This window comes from Rhodococcus antarcticus, assembly GCF_026153295.1.
Classification (GTDB): domain Bacteria; phylum Actinomycetota; class Actinomycetes; order Mycobacteriales; family Mycobacteriaceae; genus Rhodococcus_D; species Rhodococcus_D antarcticus.
Map to the genome: position 1 here is coordinate 3,002,377 of NZ_CP110615.1, position 22,817 is coordinate 3,025,193.

Genomic DNA, 22,817 nt, shown 5'->3' on the forward strand with positions numbered 1-22,817 from the left:
GACGCGGCCCTGGGCGTGCTCGCCACCGTCTCCTGGTACGAGCCGGCCAAGGGCTACGGCTTCGCGGCTCCCGACGGCGGAGGCGCCGAGGTGTTCGTCCACTCCTCCGCGATCGTCACCGGGGGTGTCCTCGCGGCCGGCCAGCGCGTCGCCTTCGTGGTGACCGCCGGGGAGAAGGGGCCGCAGGCCCAGCACCTCGTCCCGCTGCGCCACGACGCCGGGGTCCGCGGAGCGCCGCTGGTCGCGCCCGGAGACGGCGCCGACGGCACCGTGGTGTGGTTCGACGAGGAGAAGTCGTTCGGCTTCGTCGCCGCCGACGACGGGGCGGGCGACGTGTTCCTGCACGTGCGCGCCCTGGACGACCCGCAGTACGTGCCCGCCGAGGGCGACCGGATCACGTTCTCCCCGGTCACCATGGACCAGGGTCGCCAGGCCCGCGAGGTGCGGTTCGTGGCCGCCGGGGACCCGGTCGAGACCGCGGTGGCCCCGAACCCCGCCCGCCCGTCCAGCCGCACCCCCGGCCACACCCCCGCCCGAACGTCCACCACCCGGCCCCCGGCCCGCGGCGGTGACGGCACGGTCGCGCGCTACGACGCCGACCGCGGCTTCGGGTTCATCACCCCGGACGTCGGCGGGCCCGACCTGTTCGTGCACGTCTCGGTGGTCGCCGGCGACCAGCCGCTGGTGGCCGGTGAGCGGGTCCGGTTCCGGATCCGGCAGAGCGACCGGGGGCCGCAGGCCGACGCCGTCGAGCACGTCTGAGCCGCTGCCCGGGGGGGTGGGGATCAGTCCGCGCGCAGGGTCCGGGCCAGGATGCCGAGGGTGGCCCCGAGGGCGGCGACGGGCACCACCGGGAACGCGATCGCCCGACGGTAGCGCTCGAGGACCTGGCTCCAGTCGTAGTAGGACGTGACCAGCGTGCCGGTGCCCGAGGGCTCCAGCCGGTAGCCGTAGCGGTGCTGGATGGGCGGCTGCACGGTGCCGGAGATCGTCCACTCCAGCGCGGCGTCCTGCGCGAACCCCGTGATGACCACGGTGACGTCGTAGGCGCCCATCGGCAGGTCGCCGAGCGACTCCCGGTCCATGTGGACGACGAACGTGTCCCCCACCGCCCGCACCGGGTCACCCTCGGCCGACTGCAGCATCCCCGAGCTGTCGATGGCCACGTGGCCGCCCGGGGTGCACAGCAGCGCGAACACCTCCGCCGGCGTGGCGTCAACCTGCCGGGACACCTCGTACCGCTGGTCGGGCTGCTCGCTCATGCCGAGCACCCTGCCACGAGCACCCACCGCCCCGGTGGTGTTGCATGACGGCGTCGGTGGTCACGGGCTCGAGGCGTGCAGGAGGTTCGACGATGACGTGGTCGGTGTCCGAGGGTCTGTTTCCACTGGGTGACCTCGAGGTGGAGCACGGCGGGACCATCCACGACGCCACGCTCTCGTGGCAGACCCACGGGACGCTGAACGCCGCGCGGGACAACGTGATCGTCTACCCGTGCAGCTACCGCGCCACCCACACCGGGCTGGCCGCGATGATCGGGCCGGACCAGCTGCTCGACCCCGGCCGGTGGTTCATCGTCGTCCCGGACATGTTCTCCAACGGGCTCTCCTCCAGCGCGAGCACCGACGACGACTTCCCCGCGCTGGTCACCCTGCGCGACAACGTGGCCGCCCAGCGCCGACTGCTCACCGAGCACCTCGGGGTGGACCGGGTCGCCGCCGCGTACGGCTTCTCCATGGGCGCGGGCCAGGCCTACCACTGGGCCGCGATGTACCCCGAGGCCGTGGAGCGCGCGATCATCGTCTGCGGCAGCGCCCGCACGGCCGTCCACAACCAGGTGTTCCTGTCCGGACTGCTCCGGGTGCTGGAGGCCGCGCCGGAGCACCTCGGCGGCGGCCGGTTCTCCGCGGAGCCGACCGCGACCCTGCGCGCCTTCGCGCACGTCTACGCGGGCTGGGGCCTGAGCCAGGACTTCTACCGGGAGGACCTGTTCCGCACCGTGCTCGGGGCACCGGACCTGGACGGCTTCCTGCGCACCGACTGGGAGGACAGGTTCGCCACCTCGCGGGCTGCCGACCTCTACGCCCAGGCGCTGACCTGGTACCACGCCGACATCAGCGCCGGCCCCGAGCACGACGGCGACCTCGCAGCGGCCCTGGGCGCGATCCGGGCCCGGGTGCTGCTGCTGCCCGGCGAGACCGACCTGTACTTCCGGGTCGCGGACAGCGCCGCCGAGCTCGCCCACCTGCACGACGCGGAGCTGCGCCCGATCCCCTCGATCTGGGGCCACCGGGCCGGTGCACCGAGCCTCGATTCGAACCACGCCGACCACGCGTTCCTGCGCGAGGCCGTGCGCGACTGGCTCGACCGCTGAGCGACCCCCTCAGCCGGTGTGGACGGCGTCCCAGAAGGCGTGCTCCAGCTCGGCGACCTCCCGGTGGACGACGACCTGCTCGGCCGTGGGGGGCTCCTCGCCCAGCAGGCCCACGAGCGCGTCCACCCAGGCCGCGAACTCCCGCGAGGACCAGTTGTGCACGAACGCGGCGTAGCGGTGACCGGTGGAGCGTTCCCGCACCGCCGTCCACGCGTCGAGGTAGGCGCGCTCCACCCCGTGCAGCACCGCCAGGGCCACGTCCCAGCCCTGCTCCGGGCTCGAGCGCAGCCACCGCAGGTACTCCTGGCAGGCCCCCGACGGCTGGTGCGCGGAGGGGTCCAGCCCACGCGCGGCGAGCTCGTCGGCGAACAGCGCGAGCTCCGGGCCCAGCGCGGCCAGGCCGCCCGCCAGCACCTGCCGCGCGACGGGGTCGGGGGCCATCCCCACCACCTCGGCCAGGGTGTCGCGGAACTGCAGGACGAAGGCGTGGTCGTCGAGCAGCCAGCGGTCGAAGGCGGCCGCGGACAGGGTGCCGTCCGCGGTGGCGAGGACGAACGGGTGCTCGACGAGCGAGCTCCAGCGTGCACCGGCCGCCGCCACCAGGGCGTCCGCGCGGCTCACCGGGCGTCCCAGAACGCGAGCTCGTGGCCCATCCCGGCGAGGAACGCGGCCCGGGCGCGCGCCGGGTCCGGCGCCGCCTCTTCCAGCATCTGCGCGCACCGGACGGCCAGGGCCGCGAACGCCGGGTCGGCGTAGGTGTCCACCCAGCGCCGGTAGCGACCGTCCACACCGGACTCGGCCAGCCGCTGCCCGATCCGGGAGTAGCCCCACGTGCAGGGCAGCAGCGCCGCCAGCCCGGTGCCGTGCTCGGCCGCGGCGTCGAGCAGGAACGCCGTGTAGGCGGCGCACTGCGGGCTGGGGGTGGCGCCGGCGAGGTCGGCGCCGAACGGGGTGGCGAGCTCACGGTGCAGCCCCAGCTCGTCGTGGAAGGTGCTGTTCGCCAGCGCGACCAGCTCGCCGAGGTGCTCGGCGGGGGCCCGCCACGCGAGTCGGCTGAACACCCGCGTGTAACCGAGCAGGAAGAGGTGGTCCTGCTCCAGCCAGGCCCGGAACACCGCCGGGTCGAGGGTGCCGTCGGCGATGCCACGCAGGAACGGGTGGGCGAGCTGCACCTCCAGCAGGGGCTCACCCAGCGCCTGCAGCTCCGTGGAGAGCGTCACCGCCGACGCACCGCCCCGACAGCGAGGGTGAGCACCCCGGAGACGGCGAGCGCGACCAGCGACGCCGACCACCCCGTCGGGATCCCCAGGTCGGACTGCCGGTCCGTCCACCACGTCGTCCAGCCCGCGGCCCACCCGGTCAGCGCCGTGGGGGCGACGAGCTGGTAGGCCACGAACCCGGCGACCCAGGGGACCAGCATCTCCGGGCGGGCCGGTGCCTCGGCGGAGGTGTCCCAGCCTGATCCACCGCCGAGGCGGCCGAGCACGAAGAACGCGACGAGCAGCACCGCGGTCAGCGGCACGAACACCGCCCCCAGCAGGTACAGGAACGGCTCGTAGCTGTAGGCGTCGACGCCCAGCGCCAGCGCGGTCGCGAGCACCCCGACCCCGATGACGAGGTGGCGGCGGTCCCAGCCCGGCCGCAGGTTCTGCGCGCTGACGGCCGTCGAGTACAGGTTGGCGAAGGCCTCGTCGAGCTCGTCCACCACGAGGACGACGACCGCGACCCCGGCCACCGGGAGCACCAGCAGGCTGCCGATGACGTCGAAGCCCGGGGTGACGCCGTAGGCCACCAGGGCGAACACCCCGAGGGCGAAGAACACCACGGTCGCGACGCCGTAGCCCACGCTCGCCCCGACGAACGACGCCGTCGCGGAGCGCGAGTGCCGCGAGTAGTCCGCGGCCAGCGGCACCCAGGAGACGGGCAGGGCGATGACGAGGTCCGTCGCGCTCCAGAAGCCCGCGGAGCCGCCCTCGGTGAGCGGTGGCAGCGGCTGGCGCAGCACCTGGACCAGCAGGTACACCGTCGACGCGATCGCGAGCCACACCGCGTAGCGGGACAGGATCTTCACCACCCCCAGCGGCCGCAGGGCCATGCCGGTGGCCAGCACTCCCGCCACCAGCACGAACACCCAGCGCGGACCGCCGGTGAGCGCGGTGGCGGCCTCGGCGATGACGAAGACCTCGAACGTCGCCCAGCCGACGCACTGCAGCAGGTTGACCACCGTCGGCAGTGCGGAGAGCCGGGTGCCCAGCAGGCCGCGCAGCAGCACCATCGCCGGGGCGCCGGTGCGCGCCCCGACGGCGGCCGACAGCCCCAGCAGGGTGCTGCCGATCACCGCGCCGACGACGACCGCGAGCAGGGTCGAGGCCACGGACGTGCCGGGCAGGACCAGGAAGGTCGCGGCCACCGGCAGCAGCAGCGAGATGCCGAGGTTGCCCCACAGGCCCAGCTGGGCGAACGTGCCGAGCGTGCGGGGTGGATCGGTGTCCAGCGTCCGGCCGGGCTCGGTACGAGTCTGGTCGAGCTGGGCGGGCGTGTCGTGCGTCATCGGGTGCTCCCTCCGCCGGTGTGGGTACCGGCCAGGTTCGAACGGTCGGCGACCCGTGCTGTCGCCCTCTCAGCCCGCGCGGTGCGGACTCCCGTGTGGGGTGGTCGTGCAGAGGTGGCCCGCTACCTGCGGGGGCTGGTGGGGGCGGGGGGCGGCCAGAGCGCGTGGAAGTGGTGCGGCGGGCCGTGGCCGGAGCCCACGTGGAGCTCGTCGGACCGCTCGAGCGCCGTGGTCAGCCAGGCCTTGGCCTCGACCGCGGCACCGATCCAGCCCGACCGCTGCGGCCGCAGCGCCGCGATCGCCGAGCTGAGCGCGCACCCGGTGCCGTGGGTGTTGCGGGTGGGCACCCGGGGTGCGGTGAGCCGGGTGAGCTCGCCGTCCACGAGCAGCAGGTCGACCGACTCCGGGCCCTCCAGGTGACCGCCCTTGAGCAGCACCGACGGCCGCGCCCCGGCGGGCCCCAGCGCGCCCAGGCGGTGCACCTGGTCGGTCATCTCCGCCTCGTCCCGGGCCGGCGGCACCCCGAGCAGGTCCGCGGCCTCGGGCAGGTTCGGGGTGAGCAGGTGCACCAGCGGCAGCAGCTCGTCACGCAGCGCGGCCACCGCGTCGGCCGCCAGCAGCCGGTCCCCCGAGGTCGCGACCATCACCGGGTCCAGGACCACGACGGGCGGAGCCCAGCGGCGCAGCACGTCGGCGACCACCCGGATGGTGGCGGCGTCGCCCAGCATCCCGATCTTCACCGCGTCCACCCGGACGTCGTCGAACACGCTGTCCAGCTGGTCGGTGACGAACGACGGCGGCACCGGGTGCACACCCTGCACCCCGCGGGTGTTCTGCGCGGTCAGGGCGGTCAGCACGCTCATCCCGTAGGCCCCGTGCGCGGAGAACGCCTTGAGGTCGGCCTGCACGCCCGCGCCGCCGCTGGGGTCGCTGCCGGCGATGGTCAGCGCGTGGACGATCACGAGTCCGCCTGTGAAGGATTGCTCGTGTCCTGGGTCCAGAAATCACGCACAGGGGAGCTCGCCTGCGCCCAGAAGCGCTGCGGGATGCGCCCGGCGTGCCGCGCGTCGAACCCGGCCTCCACCGCGGCACGCATGGCTCGGGCCATCCGCTCCGGATCGGTGGCCCGGGTGACGGCGGTGGCGAGCAGCACGGCGTCGCAGCCCAGCTCCATGGCGAGCACGGCGTCGCTGGCGGTGCCGATCCCGGCGTCCAGGATCACCGGCACCCCGGCGGCGGCCACGATCATCTCCAGGTTGTGCGGGTTGCGGATGCCCAGGCCGGTGCCGATCGGCGAGCCCAGCGGCATCACGGCCGCACACCCGGCGTCCTCCAACCGTCGCGCCACCACCGGGTCGTCGCTGGTGTACGGCAGCACGGTGAACCCGTCGTCGACCAGCCGCTCGGCCGCGTCCACCAGCTCGACGACGTCGGGCAGCAGGGTGCGCTCGTCGGCCACCACCTCCAGCTTGATCCAGCTGGTCCCCAGGGCCTCGCGGGCGAGCTGCGCGGTGAGCACGGCCTCGGCCGCCCCCCGGCACCCCGCGGTGTTGGGCAGCACCGCGATGCCCAGGCGCTCCAGCAGGCCCAGCACCCCGGTGCCGCCGCCGGCGTCCACCCGGCGCATCGCCACGGTGGTGAGCTCGGTGCCCGAGGCGACGAGCGCCCGCTCCAGCACGGCCAGGTTCGTCGCCCCGCCGGTCCCCATCACCAGCCGCGAGCCGAAGGTGCGGTCGCCGACCGTCAGCCCCCGGGCCACCGTCTGCTCAGCCACCCTGCACCGCCGTGAGGACCTCCACGGTCGCGCCCTCGACGAGCACCGTCGCCCATCGCGACCTCGGCAGCACCGCCCCGTCCAGCGCCACGGCCACCCCCGTCGGCGGGGCCCCGGCGAGCACCACGAGCTCGGCGGCCGTGGTGCCCGCGTCCACCTCCTGCGGACTCCCGTTCAGCAGCACCCTCACGTGAACCTCCCCGGCCGCGCGCACGCGACGTCGTCCCTCGGTGTCCCGGCCAGCTCGGCGAGCACGGCCTCGGCGGTGAGCGGGGCCAGCAGCAGCCCGTTGCGGCCGTGCCCGGTGGCCAGCACCGTCCGGTCGTCCAGCCGCCCGATCAGCGGCAGGTCGTCCGGGGTGCCCGGCCGCAGCCCAGCGTCGACGCTGACCACCCCGTACTCGGCGACGGCGGGCAGCACCGCCTCGGCGTCGGCGACGAGGTCGCGCACCCCGCCCACGGTCACCTCGCGGTCCACGCCCACCTCACGGGTGGTGGCGCCGACGACCAGCCCGCCCGGCCGCGGCACCAGGTAGACGTGCCGGCCGTGGACCACGCCGCGCACCGTCCGCGCCGGCGGCGGCAGCGCCCCCGGACGGACGCGCAGCCGCAGGATCTCCCCCTTCACCGGCCGCACCGGCAGGTCGGGGACCAGCGCCCCGGACGCCGCGCCCGCGCACACCACGACCTGGTCGGCGGCCAGCGCGCCGAGGTCGTGGACCTGCTCCGCCACCACCGACACGCCCGTCGAGAGCGCGGCCAGCAGGGCCCGGTTGTCCACCGCCCAGTCCCCCGGCACGTCCAGCGCAGCCCGGAAGCCCTGCGCCAGTGACGGTTCCGCCGCCCGCAGCTCGCGACGGGTGAGCCGGGCGACCTCGCGGCCGTGCCCGTCGAGCCACCCGGCCAGCACGTCCAGCTCGGCCGCGTCGGCGGCGTCCACCCCCACCACCACCGTCCCGCGGGTCATCAGCGGGCACCCGAGCCGGGCGGCGAACTCCGGCCACAGCGCCAGCGAGGCCAGCCCCAGCTCGAGCGCGTCGGTCTGGCCGGGCCAGCCCTCGGTCAGCGGGGCGAGCATCCCGCCGGCCACCCACGAGGCGCCCCGCATCGGTTCCGGGTCGTGCACGGTGACCGACCAGCCCGCGCGGGACGCCCGCCACGCGACGGACAGCCCGACGGCACCGGCACCCACCACGGCCAACGACGGCACGACCACCTCCTGCTCCCTGCGCCGGCATGATCCGGATCAGGTTCGACGGTCGGAGCTCGTGTGCTCCCTCTCAGCCCCCGTCAGGGACTCCCGTGCTGAACTCCGATCAACCTATCGCTACCGTCGCGGCCGTGCACAGCAGGGAACGTCTGGCCACCGCCCGCCTCTACCTGTGCACCGATGCACGCAGAGAGCTGGGGGACCTCGCCGCGTTCGTCGACTCGGCGCTCGCCGGCGGGGTGGACGTGGTCCAGCTGCGTGACAAGGGATCGGCCGGGGAGCGGGCGCACGGTCCGCTGGAGGCACGTGGCGAGCTGGCGGCCCTGGCCGTGCTCCGTGCGGCCGCCGACCGGCACGGGGCCCTGCTCGCGGTCAACGACCGGGCCGACCTCGCCCTCGCCGCCGGGGCCGACGTGCTGCACCTGGGCCAGGACGACCTCCCGGTGGCCGACGCCCGGCGGATCCTCGGCCCGGACGTGGTCATCGGCCGCTCCACCCACGACGTCGACCAGGCCCGGGCCGCCGCGCAGGAGCCGGGGGTGGACTACTTCTGCACCGGCCCCTGCTGGCCCACCCCCACCAAGCCCGGCCGCGCCGCCCCCGGGCTGGACCTGGTGCGCGCCACGGCCGCGGACGCGCCGGACCGGCCGTGGTTCGCCATCGGGGGCGTCGACGCCGAGCGGCTGCCCGCGGTGCTGGCCGCCGGGGCCACCCGGGTCGTCGTCGTCCGGGCGATCACCTCCGCGGCCGACCCCGAGGCGGCCGCCCGGGCGCTGCGGACCGCGCTGGGCTGACCCGAGGCCCTCATCTCCCGCGGCCGAGCTCCTGCGGGGTGGCCGGCCGGCGGGATCGGCCCGTGGGCGCGCTCAGGCGGGCTCGTGCTCCCGCTGCCCGGCGGCCAGAGCCGTGCGCCGGCGCTGCGCTCGGAGCACGCCCTTGCGCTCGTCGGCGGAGAGGCCGCCCCAGATGCCGTAGGGCTCGTGCACCTGCAGCGCGTGCTCGCGGCACTGCCCCAGCACGGGGCACCGCTCGCAGATGGCCTTGGCCTGGGACTCCCGGCGCTCGCGGGCCGAACCGCGCTCGTAGTCGGGGTGGAAGAACATCGCGGTCTGCAGGCCGCGGCACGCGCCGAGGGACTGCCACGTCCAGTGGTCCTCGACGGGACCGGGGAGACGGCTGTAGTCAGCCATGAGTGCACCCACCTTCGAAAGCTGTGAACTTCGGAAGGCTGATACCCAGCTGCTGGAGCGTCAGCGCGCACTCGACGCTAGACCTCGCCCGGACGCCGTTCAAGGGTCGCCCACCGCTGGTCCGGCTCCTGCACCCGCGCCGGCTCGTCGAGCCAGGCGCGCACCGCCGACGGCCCGACCACGGCCACCCCCGCCCCCAGACGGGCCCGCAACCCGCGGTCGGCCGTGACCACGACGTGGTCGCCGGTGGCCACCCGCACCAGCTCGTCGTCCCCCGATCCCGGTGCACGGTGCAGGCGCGCGCCCTCGACGTCCACGGCTCTGGCCGCACCCTCGACCACCGCGGTCACCCCCTCCACCCGCACGAAGCTGCCGTCCGGGAGCTCCACCGTGCGGGGCACCGCATCGCGCACCCGGCGCAGCAGCGTCGTCGTCGCCCCGGCCCGGTCCCGCCACCAGCCGTCCGGCCGGGACCCCAGGACGTTGGCCGTGTCGAGCAGCAGCTGCACCGGCCTGGCCCGCAGCTGCGGCCAGGCGAGGGCGAAGGAGGGGTGCAGCGGCACGGCGTCCACGTCGTCCTCGGGCACCCAGCGCAGCTCGTCGCTCTCGTGGTCGGCGGTCAGGGCCAGCGGGGACGCGGCGTCGGCCACGACGGTGGTGTAGCTCCACCCCGGCGCGTGGCCGGCCGTGACCCGTGCGGTGCGCACCGACACGTCACCCGCCCGCAGCCCCGCCTCCTCGGCGGCCTCGCGCAGCGCGCCCTGCACCGGGGTCTCGTCGCTGTCGCGGGCCCCACCCGGGATCCCCCAGGTCCCGCCGTGGTGGCTCCACGCCGCGCGGTGCTGCAGCAGCACGACCGTGCCGTCCGGCCCGGGGGCCCGCAGCAGCAGCCCCGCTGCGCCGTGGTGACCCCAGCGCCGCGACCCGTCGGCCGCGTGCACCCAGCCGTCCCCGTCACCGCGCACGGGGCCATCCTGCCCGGCCGCGCGCCACCCCGCCGGATGCTCAGGCGGCGACGGGCTCCAGCACGAACACCGGGATCTCCCGCTCGGTCCTGCGCTGGTAGTCGGCGTAGTCGGGGAACGCGGCCACGCACCGCTCCCACCACTGCGCCTTCTCCTCGCCGCTGATCTCGCGCGCGGTCATGTCCGCCACCGTGGTGCCGTCGCGCAGCTCCAGCAGCGGGTTGGCCTTGAGGTTGAAGTACCAGACCGGGTGCTTGGGGGCGCCGCCGAGGGAGGCCACCGCGGCGTAGCGGCCGTCGTGCTCCACCCGCATGAGCGGCACCTTGCGGAGTTTGCCGGACTTCGCGCCCCGGGTGGTCAGCAGCACGCAGGGCAACCCGCGGTCGCCGAGGGTGGTGCCCTGCGTGCCGCCCGAGCTCTCGTACAGCTCGACCTGGTCGCGGACCCACTTCTGGGTGCTGGGCTCGTACTCACCGGTGAGGGTCACGAGCCCAGTGAACCGCACCACCCGGTGCGGGACCAGCCCCGCTCGTACCCTGGTCTCGTGACGACCGCGACCACCCCCGGCACCCTCGACGCCGCGCTGGGCGTGCTCGCCGGGCGGACCGTCACCGTGCTCACCGGGGCCGGCATCTCCACCGACTCCGGGATCCCCGACTACCGCGGGCCGTCCTCGCCGCCCCGCACGCCGATGACCTACCAGCAGTTCGTGGGCGACCCCGACTTCCGGCGGCACTACTGGGCCCGCAACCACGTGGGCTGGCGGCACGTGCACCGCCAGTCACCCAACGGCGGGCACCGCGCGCTGGTGGCGCTCGAGGCCGCCGGGGTCGTGCGCGGCGTCATCACCCAGAACGTGGACCGGCTGCACACCCTCGCGGGCAGCCGCACCGTCATCGACCTGCACGGCACCTACGCCCGCGTGCTGTGCCTGGCCTGCGGTCACGCCACCGGCCGGGCCGAGCTCGCGGTGCGGCTGGAGGCGCTCAACCCGGAGTTCGCGGCGGTGCACGCCGTGGGCGACGCCGAGATCGCGCCGGACGCGGACGCGGTGCTCGCCACCACCGAGGGCTTCCGGGTGGCCGGCTGCGAGCGGTGCGGCGGGATGCTGAAGCCGGACATCGTCTACTTCGGCGAGAACGTGCCCAAGCCCCGCGTCGCGCAGGCGTACGCGCTGGTCGACTCCGCGGACGCGCTGCTGGTGGTCGGGTCGTCGTTGACGGTGATGAGCGGGCTGCGCTTCGTCCGGCACTGCGCGAAGAGCGGCACGCCCGTCGTCATCCTGAACCGGGGCTGGACCCGGGGCGACGAGCTGGCCACGGTCAAGCTGGACGCCGGGTGCACCGAGACCCTGGCCCGGTTCGCGGCCGAGCTGGCCCCGCGGGCGGGCTGAGCCGGATGTCGGGATCGAACCGACGACCTTCGCTTTACAAGAGCGGTGCTCTACCGCTGAGCTAATCCGGCGTGGCTGGCGCGGCCGACCGACGGTGATCGTACGGGTGCCGAGGACTCCGCGGTCGACCACTACCGTGGGCCCGGTGAGCGACGCGGAGAAGTACACCACCGAGATCTCCACCGTCCTGGCCTGGCACGACGCCCTGAACTCGGGTGACGTCGAGAGCCTGCTGGAGGTCTCCAGCGACGACGTGGAGCTCTCCGGTCCGGAGGGCTCCAGCCAGGGCACGGCCGCGCTGCGCGAGTGGGCGGCCGACGCCGACGTCCGCCTCGAGCCGGGCCGCACCTTCGTCCACCACGGGGTCGTGGTCGTCGAGGAGGACGCCAGCTGGTCGGGCGGCGGGAGCTCGACGGTGGCCTCCGCCTTCCGGGTGGTGGGCCACGTGGTGGTGTCGGTGTTCCGGCACGCGGACCTGGCCGAGGCGCTGGCCGCCACCGGGTTGGGCGACGAGGACGAGATCACCGACAGCTGAGCACGATCGAGGAGGAGGGACCGCCGTGAGCTGGGTCCGCAGGCGGACGGGTGCGGCGCACCTGCCCCAGCACCGGGGGCACGGCCACCCCGGGGTGCTCGGCAACAGCTGGCCCGAGGTCGGCGAGCCCACCCCGGACGGCGGGATCGCCGCACCCGTGGCCTACCACCGCGACCCCGGTCCGGAGCTGGCCGACGACGCGAGCGTCACCGAGGTGCTGGACCTGGCCCTGCGCATCGGCGAGGTGCTGCTCTCCAGCGGCACCGCCGCCATGGACACCACCGGGTACGTGCTGGCGGTGACCGGTGCCTACGGCCTGCCGCGGTGCGAGGTGGACATCACCTTCACCTCCATCACCATCAGCGCGCACCGCGGGCTGAGCCGGCCTCCGGTGAACACCCTGCGGGTCGTGAACTACCGCTCGCTGGACTACACCCGGCTCGCCGAGGTCGACCGGCTCGTCGTCGCCGCCCAGCGCGGCGAGCTGACCGCCACGACGGCGCACACCGAGCTCGACCGCATCACCACCGCCGCACACCCCTACCCACGCTGGGTGGCCACGGCGGCCTGGGCCGGCATGGCCGCGTCGGTGGCCCTGCTGCTCGGTGGTGGCCCGCTGGTCATCGCGGTCGCGTTCGTCGCCACCGTGACCATCGACCGCACCAACCGGCTGCTCAACCGGATCGGTCTGCCGTTCTTCTTCCAGCAGGTGGTCGGCGGCTTCATCGCGACCATGCCCGCCGTGGCGCTGTACGCCGCGCAGGGCGGGCTGGGCATCAGCGTGCGGCCGTCCCAGGTGGTCGCGGCGGGGATCGTCGTGCTGCTCTCGGGGCTGTCGCTGGTGGGCAGCGTGCAGGACGCGATCACCGGCGCACTGGTCACCGGCACCGCCCGCTTCGCGGAGGTGATGGTCCTGACCGCGGGGATCATCGTGGGCCTGGGGCTCGCGCTGAAGCTGTCCACCGGCGTCGGGGTGGCGCTGCCCCCGCTCGCGGAGACCAGCACCGGGTTCACCGACCTCCCGGTCCAGGTGATCGGGGCGGCCGGAACCTCGGCCTTCTTCGCGCTGGCCTCCTACGCCGAGCGGCGCGCGCTGCTGGCCGCCGCCGCAGCCGGGGCTGTGGGCTGGCTGGTGTACGGCCTGCTGACCCAGGCCGGCTCGGGACCCGTGCTCGCCTCGGCGGCGGCCGCGACCCTGGTCGGACTGGCCGGCGGGGTCATCTCACGACGCACCCGCATCCCGCCGATGGTGGTCACCGTCAGCGGGATCGCGCCGCTGCTGCCGGCCCTGGCGGTCTACCGCGGGCTGTACGGGCTCACCGACGACTCCGTCGTGCAGGGGTTCAGCGAGCTCGGCGGTGCGCTGGCCGTCGCCGGTGCGCTCGCGGCGGGGGTGGTGCTCGGCGAGTGGGTGTCGCTGCCCGTCCGGACCGGGCTCTCCCGGCTCGAGCACCGCCTGGACGGTGGGCGGGACGGGTCTTGAACGCCGCCCGCCCCCGCCCCTAGGCTCGACCCACGCACACGGAGGGGGTCCCATGACGAGCTCGGTGCACAGCGTGGCGGTGGACGAGCGGCAGTGGCAGCAGCACGGGGCGTGCGGCGGCCTCGAGGACGCCCGCTTCTTCCACCCCGACAACGAGCGCGGCCCCGACCGGCTCGCCCGCGAGGAGGGCGCCAAGCGGGTCTGCGACGCGTGCCCGGTGCTCGACCGGTGCCGTGAGCACGCCCTCTCCGTCGGCGAGCCCTACGGGGTGTGGGGTGGGCTGGGCGAGGGCGAGAGACGCGCCATCCTCGGGCTCCGCCGCAGGTCAGGGACGCCGCGGCAGGCGCCGTCCTGATCCGGTGCGACACTGGGGGTCGAGCTCTCCCGCACACCCGACTCCCGGAGGTGGCCCCCGTGGCCGACGCCAAGCCCGCCAAGCCCTCGACCGCCGACCTCGACGAGGAGGAGGTCGAGGTCCCCAGCGAAACCGCCCTCGCCGCGCAGAAGGTCGTTGCCGCCTACGCCGAGGATGCCGACGAGTGCGTCGTCCTGCTCGACATGCTCGGCATCGGTCGTCCGCTCAAGGTCTAGCCACCCCCGCTCGTCCGGCTGCCGCCCCACCGCCCGCACTAGGGTCGGTGGGGCGTTGTCGATCACGCGCAGCGCGACCGAGGAGAGGGGGCGCCGACGTGGCGGCCAGCAGCACCACCAGCGGCGCGGACTTCGTCGTCGTCGCCAACCGTCTGCCCGTGGACCTGGACACCCAGCCGGACGGCGAGCGGCGCTGGAAGCGCAGCCCCGGCGGCCTGGTCACCGCGCTGGAGCCGGTGCTGCGCAGCAACGACGGCGCCTGGGTCGGCTGGACCGGCGTCGCGGACGTCGACGTGGACACGTTCGTCGAGGACGGGCTGACGCTGCACCCGGTCCGGCTGTCCGCGGCCGAGGTCACCGAATACTACGAGGGCTTCTCCAACGGCACCCTCTGGCCGCTCTACCACGACGTGGTGGCCACCCCGGAGTACCACCGGCACTGGTGGAACTCCTACGTGCAGGTCAACCAGCGCTTCGCCGAGGCCACCGCCGCGATCGCGGCGCAGGGTGCGACGGTGTGGGTGCAGGACTACCAGCTGCAGCTCGTGCCGAAGATGCTGCGCGAGCTCCGACCGGACCTCACCATCGGCTTCTTCCTGCACATCCCCTTCCCACCCGTGGAGCTGTTCATGCAGCTGCCGTGGCGCACGGAGATCGTGCAGGGCCTGCTGGGCGCCGACCTCATCGGCTTCCACCTGCCGGGCGGCGCGCAGAACTTCCTGTACCTCTCCCGCCGTCTCGCCGGGCAGCCCGCCTCCCGCGCCTCGGTGGGCGTGCGCTCCCGACCCGGCACCGTCGAGGTGGGCGACCGCACCGTCCGGGTGGGCGCGTTCCCCATCTCGATCGACTCCGGGCAGCTCGACGAGCTCTCCCGACGGCCCGAGGTGCAGGCCCGGGCCGCCGAGATCCGCGCCGAGCTCGGCAACCCGTCGAGGATCATCCTGGGCGTGGACCGCCTGGACTACACCAAGGGCATCGACAACCGGCTGCACGCGCTGCACGAGCTGCTCGCCGAGGGGCGCATCGACGCCGACGAGACCGTGATGGTGCAGCTGGCCACGCCGAGCCGCGAGAACGTCGGGCTCTACATCAAGATGCGCGAGGGCATCGAGCAGCAGGTGGGCCGGATCAACGGGGACTGGTCCAAGGTCGGCCGGCCGGCGGTGCACTACCTGCACCAGCCCGTGCCGCGCGAGGAGCTCGTGGCGCTGTTCGTCGCGGCCGACGTGATGCTGGTGACGCCGGTGCGCGACGGGATGAACCTGGTGGCGAAGGAGTACCCGGCCTGTCGCGGGGACCTCGGCGGCGCCCTGGTGCTCAGCGAGTTCGCCGGAGCCGCCGCCGAGCTCAAGGACGCGTACATGGTGAACCCGCACGACCTGGACGGGGTCAAGGACGCGCTGGTCGCCGCGCTCACCCAGGACCCGACCGAGGGTCGCAGGCGGATGCGCGGGCTGCGCAGGCAGGTGCTCACCCACGACGTGGACCGCTGGGCCCGCTCCTTCCTCGACTCGCTGGGCGGTGTCGAGCAGTAGCGCCCCCCGCCGCAGCAGGCCTCAGAGGCCGGAGAACCACTTCGGCTGCTGGGGCGAGCTCGACGTGCGGCCGAGCTCGAGCGTGGTCGGCAGCAGCACGGTGCGTGGCGTGGCGGCCACCCCGGCCTCGCGCGGCTCGAGCAGCAGGCGTCCCGCCGCGCGGCCCTTCTCCTCCACGGGCTGCAGCACCGTGGTCAACCCCTCGGCCAGCGCCTGGGGCACGCCGTCGAACCCGGTGACGGTGAGCTGGCCGGGCACGTCGAGGCCGCGGCGGCGGGCCTCTCGCAGCGCCCCCAGGGCCAGGACGTCCGTGGTGCACACCAGGGCCGTGATCCCGGGATCGGCATCCAGTGCCTCGGCCGCCGCGGACTGTCCCTGCTCGACGAGGTGGTCGAAGCGCTCGACCACCGGCATCTCCGAGAGGTCGAGGCCGGCTGCGGACAGAGCGTCCGAGAGCCCCTCGAGCCGCTCGCGCTGCACGTGGAAGCGCGCACCGCGCCAGCGCTCGGTCGACGCGGGACCGTCGTTGCGGTCGCGGCCCAGCCGCATGCACAGCACACCGAAGTGCCGGTGCCCCAGCGTGATCAGGTGCTCGGCGAGCTCGCGGACGGCGGCCCGGTCGTCGATGCCCACCCGGTCGACCCCGTCGAGGCCGTCCGGCTGGTCGCAGATGACCGTCGGCACGCCCCGGCGGAGCACGGCTGCGAGGTAGGGGTCGTCCTCCGCCACGGAGTAGACGACGAACCCGTCCACCCCGGCGCTGAGCACGGCCTGCGAGGCCTCCGTCCGGTCCCGCCCCGGGTGCGCGGGGACCAGCAGCAGGCCCTGGCCCGCCGCCTCGCACGCCTCGGACAGCCCGGCCAGGAAGCTCACGGCCGCGGGGTCACGGAAGGCGTAGGACAACGCCTCGGTCAGCAGCAGGCCCACGGCACCGGCCTTGCGGGTCCGCAGCGAGCGGGCGACGGGGTCCGGGCCCGGGTAGCCGAGCCGAGCCGCTTCCCGCAGCACCCGCTCGCGCAGGGCCGGGGAGAGCTGGTCGGGCCGGTTGTAGGCGTTGGACACGGTGGTGCGCGACACCTTCAGCGAGGCCGCCAGCGTGGCCAGCGTGGCCTGCCGTCGTGGTCCGCCTGCGCCTGGCATGGTCCCCACGGTAACGGTACAGATGCGCTCACCTGCACCGGACCCGCACCAGCGGGCGCGTTCAGCCCGCGCGAGGTCCCCGTCCCCACCTGTCGACTGCATCGAGCCCGCGCGCGGTGTTCCCCAGCCCCAACCGACACGACGTCCCGCCCGACGCTCACTCCGCCTCGAGCACCACCACCAGGGCCTGGCCGGGCGCGAGCACCGGCAGCGCCAGACCCGCACGGTCCAGCACTGCACCACCGACCAGCACTCCCTCGTCCCGGGCGGGCGCCAGCCACGGAGGCTCGACGTGGTGCAGGGTCGCGGGCGCCGGGATCCCGGCCGGCACGCGCACCCGGTAGGTGCGCGACGGGTCCAGCCCGGGCAGCGGCCGCAGCCCGGGGCGGGTCGAGGCGCTCGTCGTCAGCTGCACGAACGCGAACACCGCCGCGCTCCCGTCGGCCGCGACCACCCCGTGCAGGCGCTCGGAGTCGTCGTCGCAGTCCGCGCGGACCACGTCACCGGAGTGCAGCAGCGGTCGGAGCTGCTTGTGCAGCGCGATCCACCCGTGCAGCACCTCGAGCTCGCCCGGCGTGCACGTGGTGATGTCCCACTCCAGCCCTGCGTGGCCGAACAGCGCCGTGGCGCAGCGCATCCCGAGGTCCACGAACCGGTGGGTGGTGTGTGCGACGGGCGGGCCGACGTGGGATCCCACCAGCTCGGGCGGCAGCAGCAGGCCCGTCCACGTCTCGATGTCGGTGCGCTCCAGGGCGTCGTTGCAGTCCGAGGTCCACACCCGGTGGGTGCGATCGAGGATGCCGAGGTCCACCCGGGCGCCCCCGCTGGAGCAGCTCTCGACCTCCAGGCCGGGGTGGCGGGCGAGCAGCTCGTCGAGCAGCGCGTACACCGCCGCGGTCTGCCGGTGCACGGCGGGCCGCCCCTGGCTCACGGCCTCGTGCAGGTCGCGGTTGTGGTCCCACTTGATGAAGTCGATGCCGTTCTCGGTGACGAGTGCGTCGATCCGGGTGAGCAGGTGCGTCCAGGCCTCGGGGTTGGTCAGGTCGAGGGCGAACTGGTGCCGCGCGGGGATGGCCCCGGCCCGGCCGAGCACCCAGCCGGGGTGGGCGCGCACCACGTCGGAGTCGAGGTTCACCATCTCGGGCTCGAACCACAGGCCCACCTGCATGCCGAGCGCGCGGACCTCGTCGAACAGCGGCGACAGCCCGTCGGGCCACATCTCGTCGCTGACGACCCAGTCACCCAGCCCACGGGTGTCCTCGCGCCGGCTGCCGAACCACCCGTCGTCCAGCACGAAGCGCTCCACGCCGATGGAGGCCGCGGTCTCGGCCAGGGCGCGCAGGCGGGCCAGGTCGTGGTCGAAGTACACGGCCTCCCACGTGTTCAGCACCACCGGCCGCGGCGAGGACGGGTGCTGGGCTCGGGCCCGCAGCCGCCGGTGGACCCGTGCGCTGACGGCGTCGAGACCCGCGTCGGCGTGCACGAACAGCACGTCCGGGGTGGTGTGCTCCTCGCCGGGGGCCAGCCGCACCTCGGCCGGGCCGAGCAGCTCGCCACCGCCCAGCACCGCACCGTGGCGGCCGGCGCCCTCGGGCAGCCTCTCCACCAGGTGCACGTGGTTGCCGCTCCACGCCACGTGGGTGCTCCACACCTGTCCGTGTCGGAACCCGAACCCTTCGGTGCCCGCGCTCATCAGCAGGGTGGCGTCGTGCCCGGTGCGCCCGCGGCGGCTGACCCGCAGGTGGGTGCCGTGCTGCACCCGGAATCGCTGCGGGGAGCGCTCGCGCACCCAGCGGCCGGTGAGGTCGAGCCCCGAGACCGCACGCTCGGGCAGCGGCAGCAGCGCCACCAGCGAGACCACGTCGAGCGGGCCCTCGCCGGTGTTGCGCACCCGCACCCGGTGGGCGAGCACGCCGTGCGGGTCCAGGGCCAGCTCGACGACCACGTGCACCCCGGCGTGCTCGTCGGCCGCGGTGGCGGTGAGCGTGCTGCCCACGACCAGCACGGGCCCGGTGAGCGCCAGGCGCAGCGGGGCGGAGCGGCCGTCCCTGGCCAGCTCCAGGCCCGGCGTGCCCAGCCACCCCTCGTGCTCGGACGGCAGCACCGTGAGCTGCACGGACACGTCGAGGGCGTTGTTGGTGACCACCGGGCTGGTCGCGAGCTCGAGACCCGTCTCGTCACCGAGGTCGGTGCCCCAGTGCAGCACCCGGGGGAGCCGGGGCCCGGAGACGTCCAGGACGAGGGCCACCCCCGCCGCTCGCAGGGTCACGATGACGGGGGCGGGGCTGGTCACGGTCGGGCTCCTCCTCGGGAGACGCGTCGAGCAGGGGTGGGGCTGCGCCGGGGGCGGGTGGGATGCGCGCGCCGTGGGGACGGGGCAGGGACGTGGTGCGCCCCGCCCCCGCGGGCGGTGGCCGACGCGGGGACGGGGCGGATCGTGGGGACGGACTGCGTGCTCAGCCCTTCGTCGTGCCCAGGGTCAGGCCGGAGACGAACTGCTTCTGCAGCGCGAAGAACACGATGAGGGTGGGAAGCGCCACCAGCACCGAGCCGGCCGAGAGCAGGTTGTAGTCGGTGAAGAACTGGCCCCGGAGGTTGTTCAGCGAGCTCGTGATGGGGAACTTGTCGCCGCTCTGCAGCAGCACGGTGGCCCAGAAGAACTCGTTGTAGATCCAGGTCACCAGCAGGGTGGCCAGCGCCGCCAGCGGAGGCCGGCACAGGGGCAGGGTCAGCTGCCACCACTGGCGCAGCACGCTCGCCCCGTCGACGTCGGCCGCCTCGTAGAGCTCCATCGGGATCGTCTTCATGTAGTTGCTGAGCACGAAGGCGCAGAAGCCGGTCTGGAAGGCGGTGTTGATGAGGATCAGGCCCCAGAAGCTGTCCAGCAGGGTGCCCGAGCTGGAGACCCAGAAGGGCACCTGGATCGAGCGGAACAGCCGGTAGATGGGGATGAGCAGGGCCTGTGGCGGCAGCAGGTTGGCCGCGGTGAACATGCCCAGCAGCGCGAGGTTGAACGTGAAGTTGAACCGGGCCACCACGAACGCCACCATCGAGGAGAGCACCAGCGTGGCCACCACGGCCGGGATCGTGACGATGGCCGAGTTGAGGAAGTGCCGGGCGAAGTCGCCCTGGTTCCAGGCGTTGGTGAAGTTCCTCAGGGTGAAGCCGCCGAAGGAGGCGTAGCCGTGCGTCGAGGTGTAGGCGTAGTCGCGGAAGCTGTTGTAGAGCGCCCACAGCACCGGGAACAGCCAGACGAGCGCGACGACGATGAGGAAGACGTGCAGCACCCGTCGTCCCGTGGTCACCTTCTTGCGCCGACCCGCCGGAGCCGAGGTCGGGGCCGGGGCCGCGGCGGTGGGTCGATCGGCGACGGCGGTCATCGCTCGTCCCCCTTCATGACGACACGCAGGTACAGCGCGATGAAGATCGAGCTGATGACGAGCATGAAGGTGGCCAGGGCCGAGCCGAAGCCGATCCGGCTGGCCTCCCCCACCACGTTCTGGGTGACCAGGGTGGAGATCAGCTCGAGGCCGTTGCGGCCCTTGTTGATGATCCAGACCAGGTCGAAGGCACGCAGCGACTCGATGAACGTCACCACCAGCACGATGATGTTGATCGGGCGCAGCACCGGGAGCACGACGCGGAAGAAGGCCTGGCCCTCCGTCGCTCCGTCGATCGCGGCCGCCTCGCGCAACGAGGCGTCCACCGCCTTAAGCCCCGCCAGGTACAGCAGCATGATGTAGCCGACCTGGCGCCAGGTGGTGGCCACCAGGGCTGCCCACAGGTTGTACTTCTGGTCACCGAACCAGTCGATCTGGCTCCCGGTGACCGCGTTGAGCAGGCCCTGGTCGCGGGAGAAGATCAGCTGCCAGATGAAGCCGATCAGGGCCAGCGACAGCACCACCGGCAGGAACAGGGCGGTCTGGTAGATCCGTCCGCCCCGCATCTCCTTGTCCAGCAGGACGGCGAGGAACATCCCGATCGGGGTCGCGACGAAGAACATCACCGCGAGCCAGATCAGGTTGTGCTGGATCGCCGGCCAGAACGGCGGGTAGATGGTGGTGACGTTGACGTAGTTCTCGCCACCGATGAAGTCCGACCCCTGCAGGGTGCCGATGCCGTTCCAACGGGTGAACGAGAGCACCACGGAGGCGATCGCGGGCAGCCAGATCAGCCCGAGCACCACGATGCTCGGCACCACGACCATGAACGCCACGGTGAGCTTGTCCCGCCCGGTGAGGCGCCGCACCTTGCGCTTGCGCTCCGGGCGGTTCGTGCTGCGGGTGCTGTCGGCCGGGGCCGTCAGCGGTACCGCCGTGTCCACCATGGCGCTCTCCTCTCCTCGGTCGCCCCGGTCAGGAGACGAAGATCGTCTTGGCCTGGTTCTGGATGCTGTTGACGAGGCCGTCGACGTCGCTCGGCGTGGTGATGAAGGTCTGCAGCGCCGGGATCATCACCGTGGAGGCGAAGTCCGGACGGGTGTCGCGGTCGAGGAACTGGGAGATGTTCTTGGCGGCCCCGATGAAGTCCACGGCCTTCTTCTGCAGCGCGGTGTAGCCGGAGGTGTCGGCGTTCGTGTTGGTCGCGATCACGGACGGGTCCGCGCTGACGAGCAGCTGCTGGGCGGCGGGGGTGGCGAGGTAGGCGAGGAAGTTCTTGGCGCCGGCCTCGTTCTTGGGCCGCGCCGCCATCATGTTCCCGTCGATGGGCGCCTCGATCGCGTCGGTCCCGATGTTGGAGTCGATCTCCGGGAAGCCGAAGAAGTCCAGGTCCTCCTGGTCGGCGCCCTTCGTGAACTGCTGGGCCATGAACATGCCCTGCACCAGCATGGCGGCGTCGTTCTTCTGCACCGACTGGGCCGACTCCTGCCAGGTGCGCCCCAGGGAGTCCGGCTGGGAGACCTCGAGCAGCTTGCGCCACGCGTCGAAGACCTTCTTGACCTTCTGGTCCGCCCAGTTCTCCTTGCCTGCCATCAGGCTGACGTGGAAGTCGTAGCCGTTGATGCGCAGGTTGAGCTGGTCGAAGGTGCCCATCGCGGGCCAGCCGTCCTTGTCGGCGAACGCGAGCGGGATCAGCTTGTCGGTCTTCATCTGCGCGGTCAGCTTGTAGAAGTCGTCCATGGTCTTCGGCACCTGGTAGCCCTTGGCCTTGAACACGCTGGGGCGGTAGAACACGGCCCACGGGTAGGTCGTCGCGGGTACGAAGTACTGCTTCCCGTCGGTCGAGGTCGAGGCCGTCTTCAGCGCGTCGCCCATCCCCGAGATGCCGTCCCACACGCCGCTGATGTCGCCGGCGAGGCCCTTGTCCGCGAAGAAGCGCATGCGGTACCCGGAGAACCACGTGTACACGTCGTCGGGGTTGCCCTGCAGGTAGTTGTTGATGTTCTCCTGGAAGCTGTTGTGGTCGATGGTGTTGACCGAGACCGTGACCCCGCCGCTCTGCTGCTGGTACGCCGTCACCATGTCCGCGATGGACTTCTTGGGCACCGCGTCGGACTGGTTGGAGCCGTAGGAGACCGCGCCGGTGGCGCCCTGGCCCGTGGCCCCGGCGCCGGAGGACGACGAGCCGGAGCCGCAGGCGGCGAGGAACCCGGGCAGGCCGACGAGCGCGGCCGCGCCGAGGGCGCCCTTGAACAGGGACCGCCGGCTCATCGACGAGGTGGTGAAGGTGCTGGTGAGCGAGGCAGTGGTGAGCGGGGGGGCGATGAGTCCGGGGGTGGACTCAGACTGCGGACGGGACACGACTCCTCCAGGGCGGGTGCGGTGACGTCGACGGTGACGGTCGACCTCGAGCGGGGGTAGAGCTCTTGCGGCCGGCGGTGCACTGTTCGAGTAACCGACACGAACGAACACGATCGACCAGGTTCGCGCTCACTGTCCAGTGAGCACCACCACATGTCAAGACACGGATCGACATCGTCCGCACACGCGCCGTTCACCGCGCCGCACCGCACCGTGTGCCCGGACCGGACCGCCACCTGCGGCAACGCCCGGCGCACGCTGGGTCCACCCCACCGACGTGCTCCTACCTGGTGCGCCGAACGACACGGACCTTGCCCTCTCAGCCCATGTCCGGTC

General features: G+C 73.6%; 25 protein-coding genes, 1 tRNA gene and 1 riboswitch. Of the genes, 9 read left to right on the top strand and 17 right to left on the bottom strand.

Going from position 1 to position 22,817, the window contains the following annotated elements; translation table 11 throughout:
* The first annotated feature begins 15 nt into the window (after positions 1-15).
* Positions 16-762, top strand: coding sequence for a cold shock domain-containing protein (locus RHODO2019_RS19430; protein WP_435532230.1), 747 nt, complete (start codon positions 16-18; stop codon positions 760-762).
* A gap of 23 nt (positions 763-785) precedes the next feature.
* On the opposite strand, the gene RHODO2019_RS14655 is transcribed toward RHODO2019_RS19430, so the two are convergent.
* Complete coding sequence (locus RHODO2019_RS14655; protein ID WP_265382479.1) at positions 786-1,262, bottom strand: SRPBCC family protein; 477 nt, start codon at positions 1,260-1,262, stop codon at positions 786-788.
* A 92-nt stretch (positions 1,263-1,354) separates the two neighbouring features.
* Between RHODO2019_RS14655 and RHODO2019_RS14660 the strand changes: the two genes are divergently transcribed.
* A complete protein-coding gene (locus RHODO2019_RS14660; RefSeq protein ID WP_265382480.1) occupies positions 1,355-2,374 on the top strand; it encodes an alpha/beta fold hydrolase in 1,020 nt (339 codons plus the stop codon).
* Between the two features lie 9 nt (positions 2,375-2,383).
* Here RHODO2019_RS14660 and RHODO2019_RS14665 read toward each other — a convergent pair whose 3' ends face one another.
* The 7 genes from RHODO2019_RS14665 to thiO form a co-directional block, all read right to left on the bottom strand.
* Positions 2,384-2,995 (bottom strand): TenA family protein, encoded by a 612-nt coding sequence (locus tag RHODO2019_RS14665; RefSeq protein WP_265382481.1) that lies wholly within the window; start codon positions 2,993-2,995, stop codon positions 2,384-2,386.
* Entirely contained in the window at positions 2,992-3,594 is a 603-nt protein-coding gene (locus RHODO2019_RS14670) for a TenA family protein (protein WP_265382482.1), read from the bottom strand. The genes RHODO2019_RS14665 and RHODO2019_RS14670 overlap by 4 nt, the downstream gene beginning before the upstream one ends.
* Complete coding sequence (locus RHODO2019_RS14675; protein WP_265382483.1) at positions 3,591-4,925, bottom strand: purine-cytosine permease family protein; 1,335 nt, start codon at positions 4,923-4,925, stop codon at positions 3,591-3,593. The genes RHODO2019_RS14670 and RHODO2019_RS14675 overlap by 4 nt, the downstream gene beginning before the upstream one ends.
* A 122-nt stretch (positions 4,926-5,047) precedes the next feature.
* Positions 5,048-5,887 (bottom strand): bifunctional hydroxymethylpyrimidine kinase/phosphomethylpyrimidine kinase, encoded by an 840-nt coding sequence (thiD, locus tag RHODO2019_RS14680; protein WP_265382484.1) that lies wholly within the window; start codon positions 5,885-5,887, stop codon positions 5,048-5,050.
* Positions 5,884-6,633: a thiazole synthase gene (locus RHODO2019_RS14685; protein ID WP_265384800.1), complete on the bottom strand. Its 750-nt coding sequence runs from the start codon at positions 6,631-6,633 to the stop codon at positions 5,884-5,886. The genes thiD and RHODO2019_RS14685 overlap by 4 nt, the downstream gene beginning before the upstream one ends.
* Before the next feature lie 58 nt (positions 6,634-6,691).
* The gene (gene thiS, locus RHODO2019_RS14690; RefSeq protein ID WP_265382485.1) at positions 6,692-6,889 is read right to left on the bottom strand and encodes a sulfur carrier protein ThiS; all 198 of its coding nucleotides are present in this window, start codon (positions 6,887-6,889) and stop codon (positions 6,692-6,694) included.
* Entirely contained in the window at positions 6,886-7,908 is a 1,023-nt protein-coding gene (gene thiO, locus RHODO2019_RS14695) for a glycine oxidase ThiO (RefSeq protein ID WP_265382486.1), read from the bottom strand. The genes thiS and thiO overlap by 4 nt, the downstream gene beginning before the upstream one ends.
* Positions 7,905-8,012, bottom strand: a riboswitch (TPP riboswitch). (Overlaps the previous gene by 4 nt.)
* Before the next feature lie 27 nt (positions 8,013-8,039).
* Between thiO and thiE the strand changes: the two genes are divergently transcribed.
* A complete protein-coding gene (gene thiE / locus RHODO2019_RS14700) occupies positions 8,040-8,702 on the top strand; it encodes a thiamine phosphate synthase (protein ID WP_265382487.1) in 663 nt (220 codons plus the stop codon).
* 72 nt (positions 8,703-8,774) lie between these two features.
* On the opposite strand, the gene RHODO2019_RS14705 is transcribed toward thiE, so the two are convergent.
* The 3 genes from RHODO2019_RS14705 to RHODO2019_RS14715 form a co-directional block, all read right to left on the bottom strand.
* Positions 8,775-9,098 carry a WhiB family transcriptional regulator gene (locus RHODO2019_RS14705; protein WP_265382488.1) on the bottom strand — a complete coding sequence of 108 codons (324 nt, stop codon included), beginning with the start codon at positions 9,096-9,098 and terminating at the stop codon, positions 8,775-8,777.
* A gap of 77 nt (positions 9,099-9,175) precedes the next feature.
* Positions 9,176-10,063, bottom strand: coding sequence for an NUDIX hydrolase (locus RHODO2019_RS14710; RefSeq protein ID WP_265382489.1), 888 nt, complete (start codon positions 10,061-10,063; stop codon positions 9,176-9,178).
* Positions 10,064-10,103: 40 nt separating this feature from the next.
* Positions 10,104-10,550, bottom strand: coding sequence for a nitroreductase family deazaflavin-dependent oxidoreductase (locus tag RHODO2019_RS14715; protein WP_265382490.1), 447 nt, complete (start codon positions 10,548-10,550; stop codon positions 10,104-10,106).
* A 57-nt stretch (positions 10,551-10,607) separates the two neighbouring features.
* Between RHODO2019_RS14715 and RHODO2019_RS14720 the strand changes: the two genes are divergently transcribed.
* Positions 10,608-11,456, top strand: a complete 849-nt coding sequence (locus tag RHODO2019_RS14720; protein ID WP_265382491.1) for an NAD-dependent protein deacetylase — start codon at positions 10,608-10,610, stop codon at positions 11,454-11,456.
* Here the strand turns inward: RHODO2019_RS14720 and RHODO2019_RS14725 are convergent.
* Positions 11,456-11,527: transfer RNA gene (locus RHODO2019_RS14725), tRNA-Thr, on the bottom strand. The two genes, RHODO2019_RS14720 and RHODO2019_RS14725, sit on opposite strands and share 1 nt — an antisense overlap.
* Before the next feature lie 74 nt (positions 11,528-11,601).
* Between RHODO2019_RS14725 and RHODO2019_RS14730 the strand changes: the two genes are divergently transcribed.
* The 5 genes from RHODO2019_RS14730 (at position 11,602) to RHODO2019_RS14750 (ending at position 15,600) form a co-directional block, all read left to right on the top strand.
* Positions 11,602-11,991, top strand: coding sequence for a nuclear transport factor 2 family protein (locus tag RHODO2019_RS14730; RefSeq protein ID WP_265382492.1), 390 nt, complete (start codon positions 11,602-11,604; stop codon positions 11,989-11,991).
* Between the two features lie 25 nt (positions 11,992-12,016).
* On the top strand, positions 12,017-13,474 hold the full coding sequence (locus RHODO2019_RS14735; protein WP_265382493.1) for a threonine/serine exporter family protein: 1,458 nt from the start codon (positions 12,017-12,019) through the stop codon (positions 13,472-13,474).
* Between the two features lie 52 nt (positions 13,475-13,526).
* Positions 13,527-13,829: a WhiB family transcriptional regulator gene (locus RHODO2019_RS14740; protein WP_265382494.1), complete on the top strand. Its 303-nt coding sequence runs from the start codon at positions 13,527-13,529 to the stop codon at positions 13,827-13,829.
* 59 nt (positions 13,830-13,888) lie between these two features.
* Positions 13,889-14,065 carry a hypothetical protein gene (locus RHODO2019_RS14745; protein ID WP_265382495.1) on the top strand — a complete coding sequence of 59 codons (177 nt, stop codon included), beginning with the start codon at positions 13,889-13,891 and terminating at the stop codon, positions 14,063-14,065.
* 98 nt (positions 14,066-14,163) lie between these two features.
* The gene (locus tag RHODO2019_RS14750; RefSeq protein WP_265382496.1) at positions 14,164-15,600 is read left to right on the top strand and encodes an alpha,alpha-trehalose-phosphate synthase (UDP-forming); all 1,437 of its coding nucleotides are present in this window, start codon (positions 14,164-14,166) and stop codon (positions 15,598-15,600) included.
* A 21-nt stretch (positions 15,601-15,621) separates the two neighbouring features.
* Here RHODO2019_RS14750 and RHODO2019_RS14755 read toward each other — a convergent pair whose 3' ends face one another.
* The 5 genes from RHODO2019_RS14755 to RHODO2019_RS14775 form a co-directional block, all read right to left on the bottom strand.
* A complete protein-coding gene (locus tag RHODO2019_RS14755) occupies positions 15,622-16,740 on the bottom strand; it encodes a LacI family DNA-binding transcriptional regulator (RefSeq protein ID WP_265382497.1) in 1,119 nt (372 codons plus the stop codon).
* A 157-nt stretch (positions 16,741-16,897) separates the two neighbouring features.
* Entirely contained in the window at positions 16,898-19,033 is a 2,136-nt protein-coding gene (locus RHODO2019_RS14760) for an alpha-galactosidase (RefSeq protein ID WP_265382498.1), read from the bottom strand.
* Positions 19,034-19,196: 163 nt separating this feature from the next.
* A complete protein-coding gene (locus RHODO2019_RS14765; RefSeq protein ID WP_265382499.1) occupies positions 19,197-20,120 on the bottom strand; it encodes a carbohydrate ABC transporter permease in 924 nt (307 codons plus the stop codon).
* Positions 20,117-21,067 (bottom strand): carbohydrate ABC transporter permease, encoded by a 951-nt coding sequence (locus RHODO2019_RS14770; RefSeq protein WP_265382500.1) that lies wholly within the window; start codon positions 21,065-21,067, stop codon positions 20,117-20,119. The genes RHODO2019_RS14765 and RHODO2019_RS14770 overlap by 4 nt, the downstream gene beginning before the upstream one ends.
* Before the next feature lie 28 nt (positions 21,068-21,095).
* Positions 21,096-22,481 carry an ABC transporter substrate-binding protein gene (locus RHODO2019_RS14775; protein ID WP_265382501.1) on the bottom strand — a complete coding sequence of 462 codons (1,386 nt, stop codon included), beginning with the start codon at positions 22,479-22,481 and terminating at the stop codon, positions 21,096-21,098.
* Positions 22,482-22,817 lie beyond the last annotated feature (336 nt).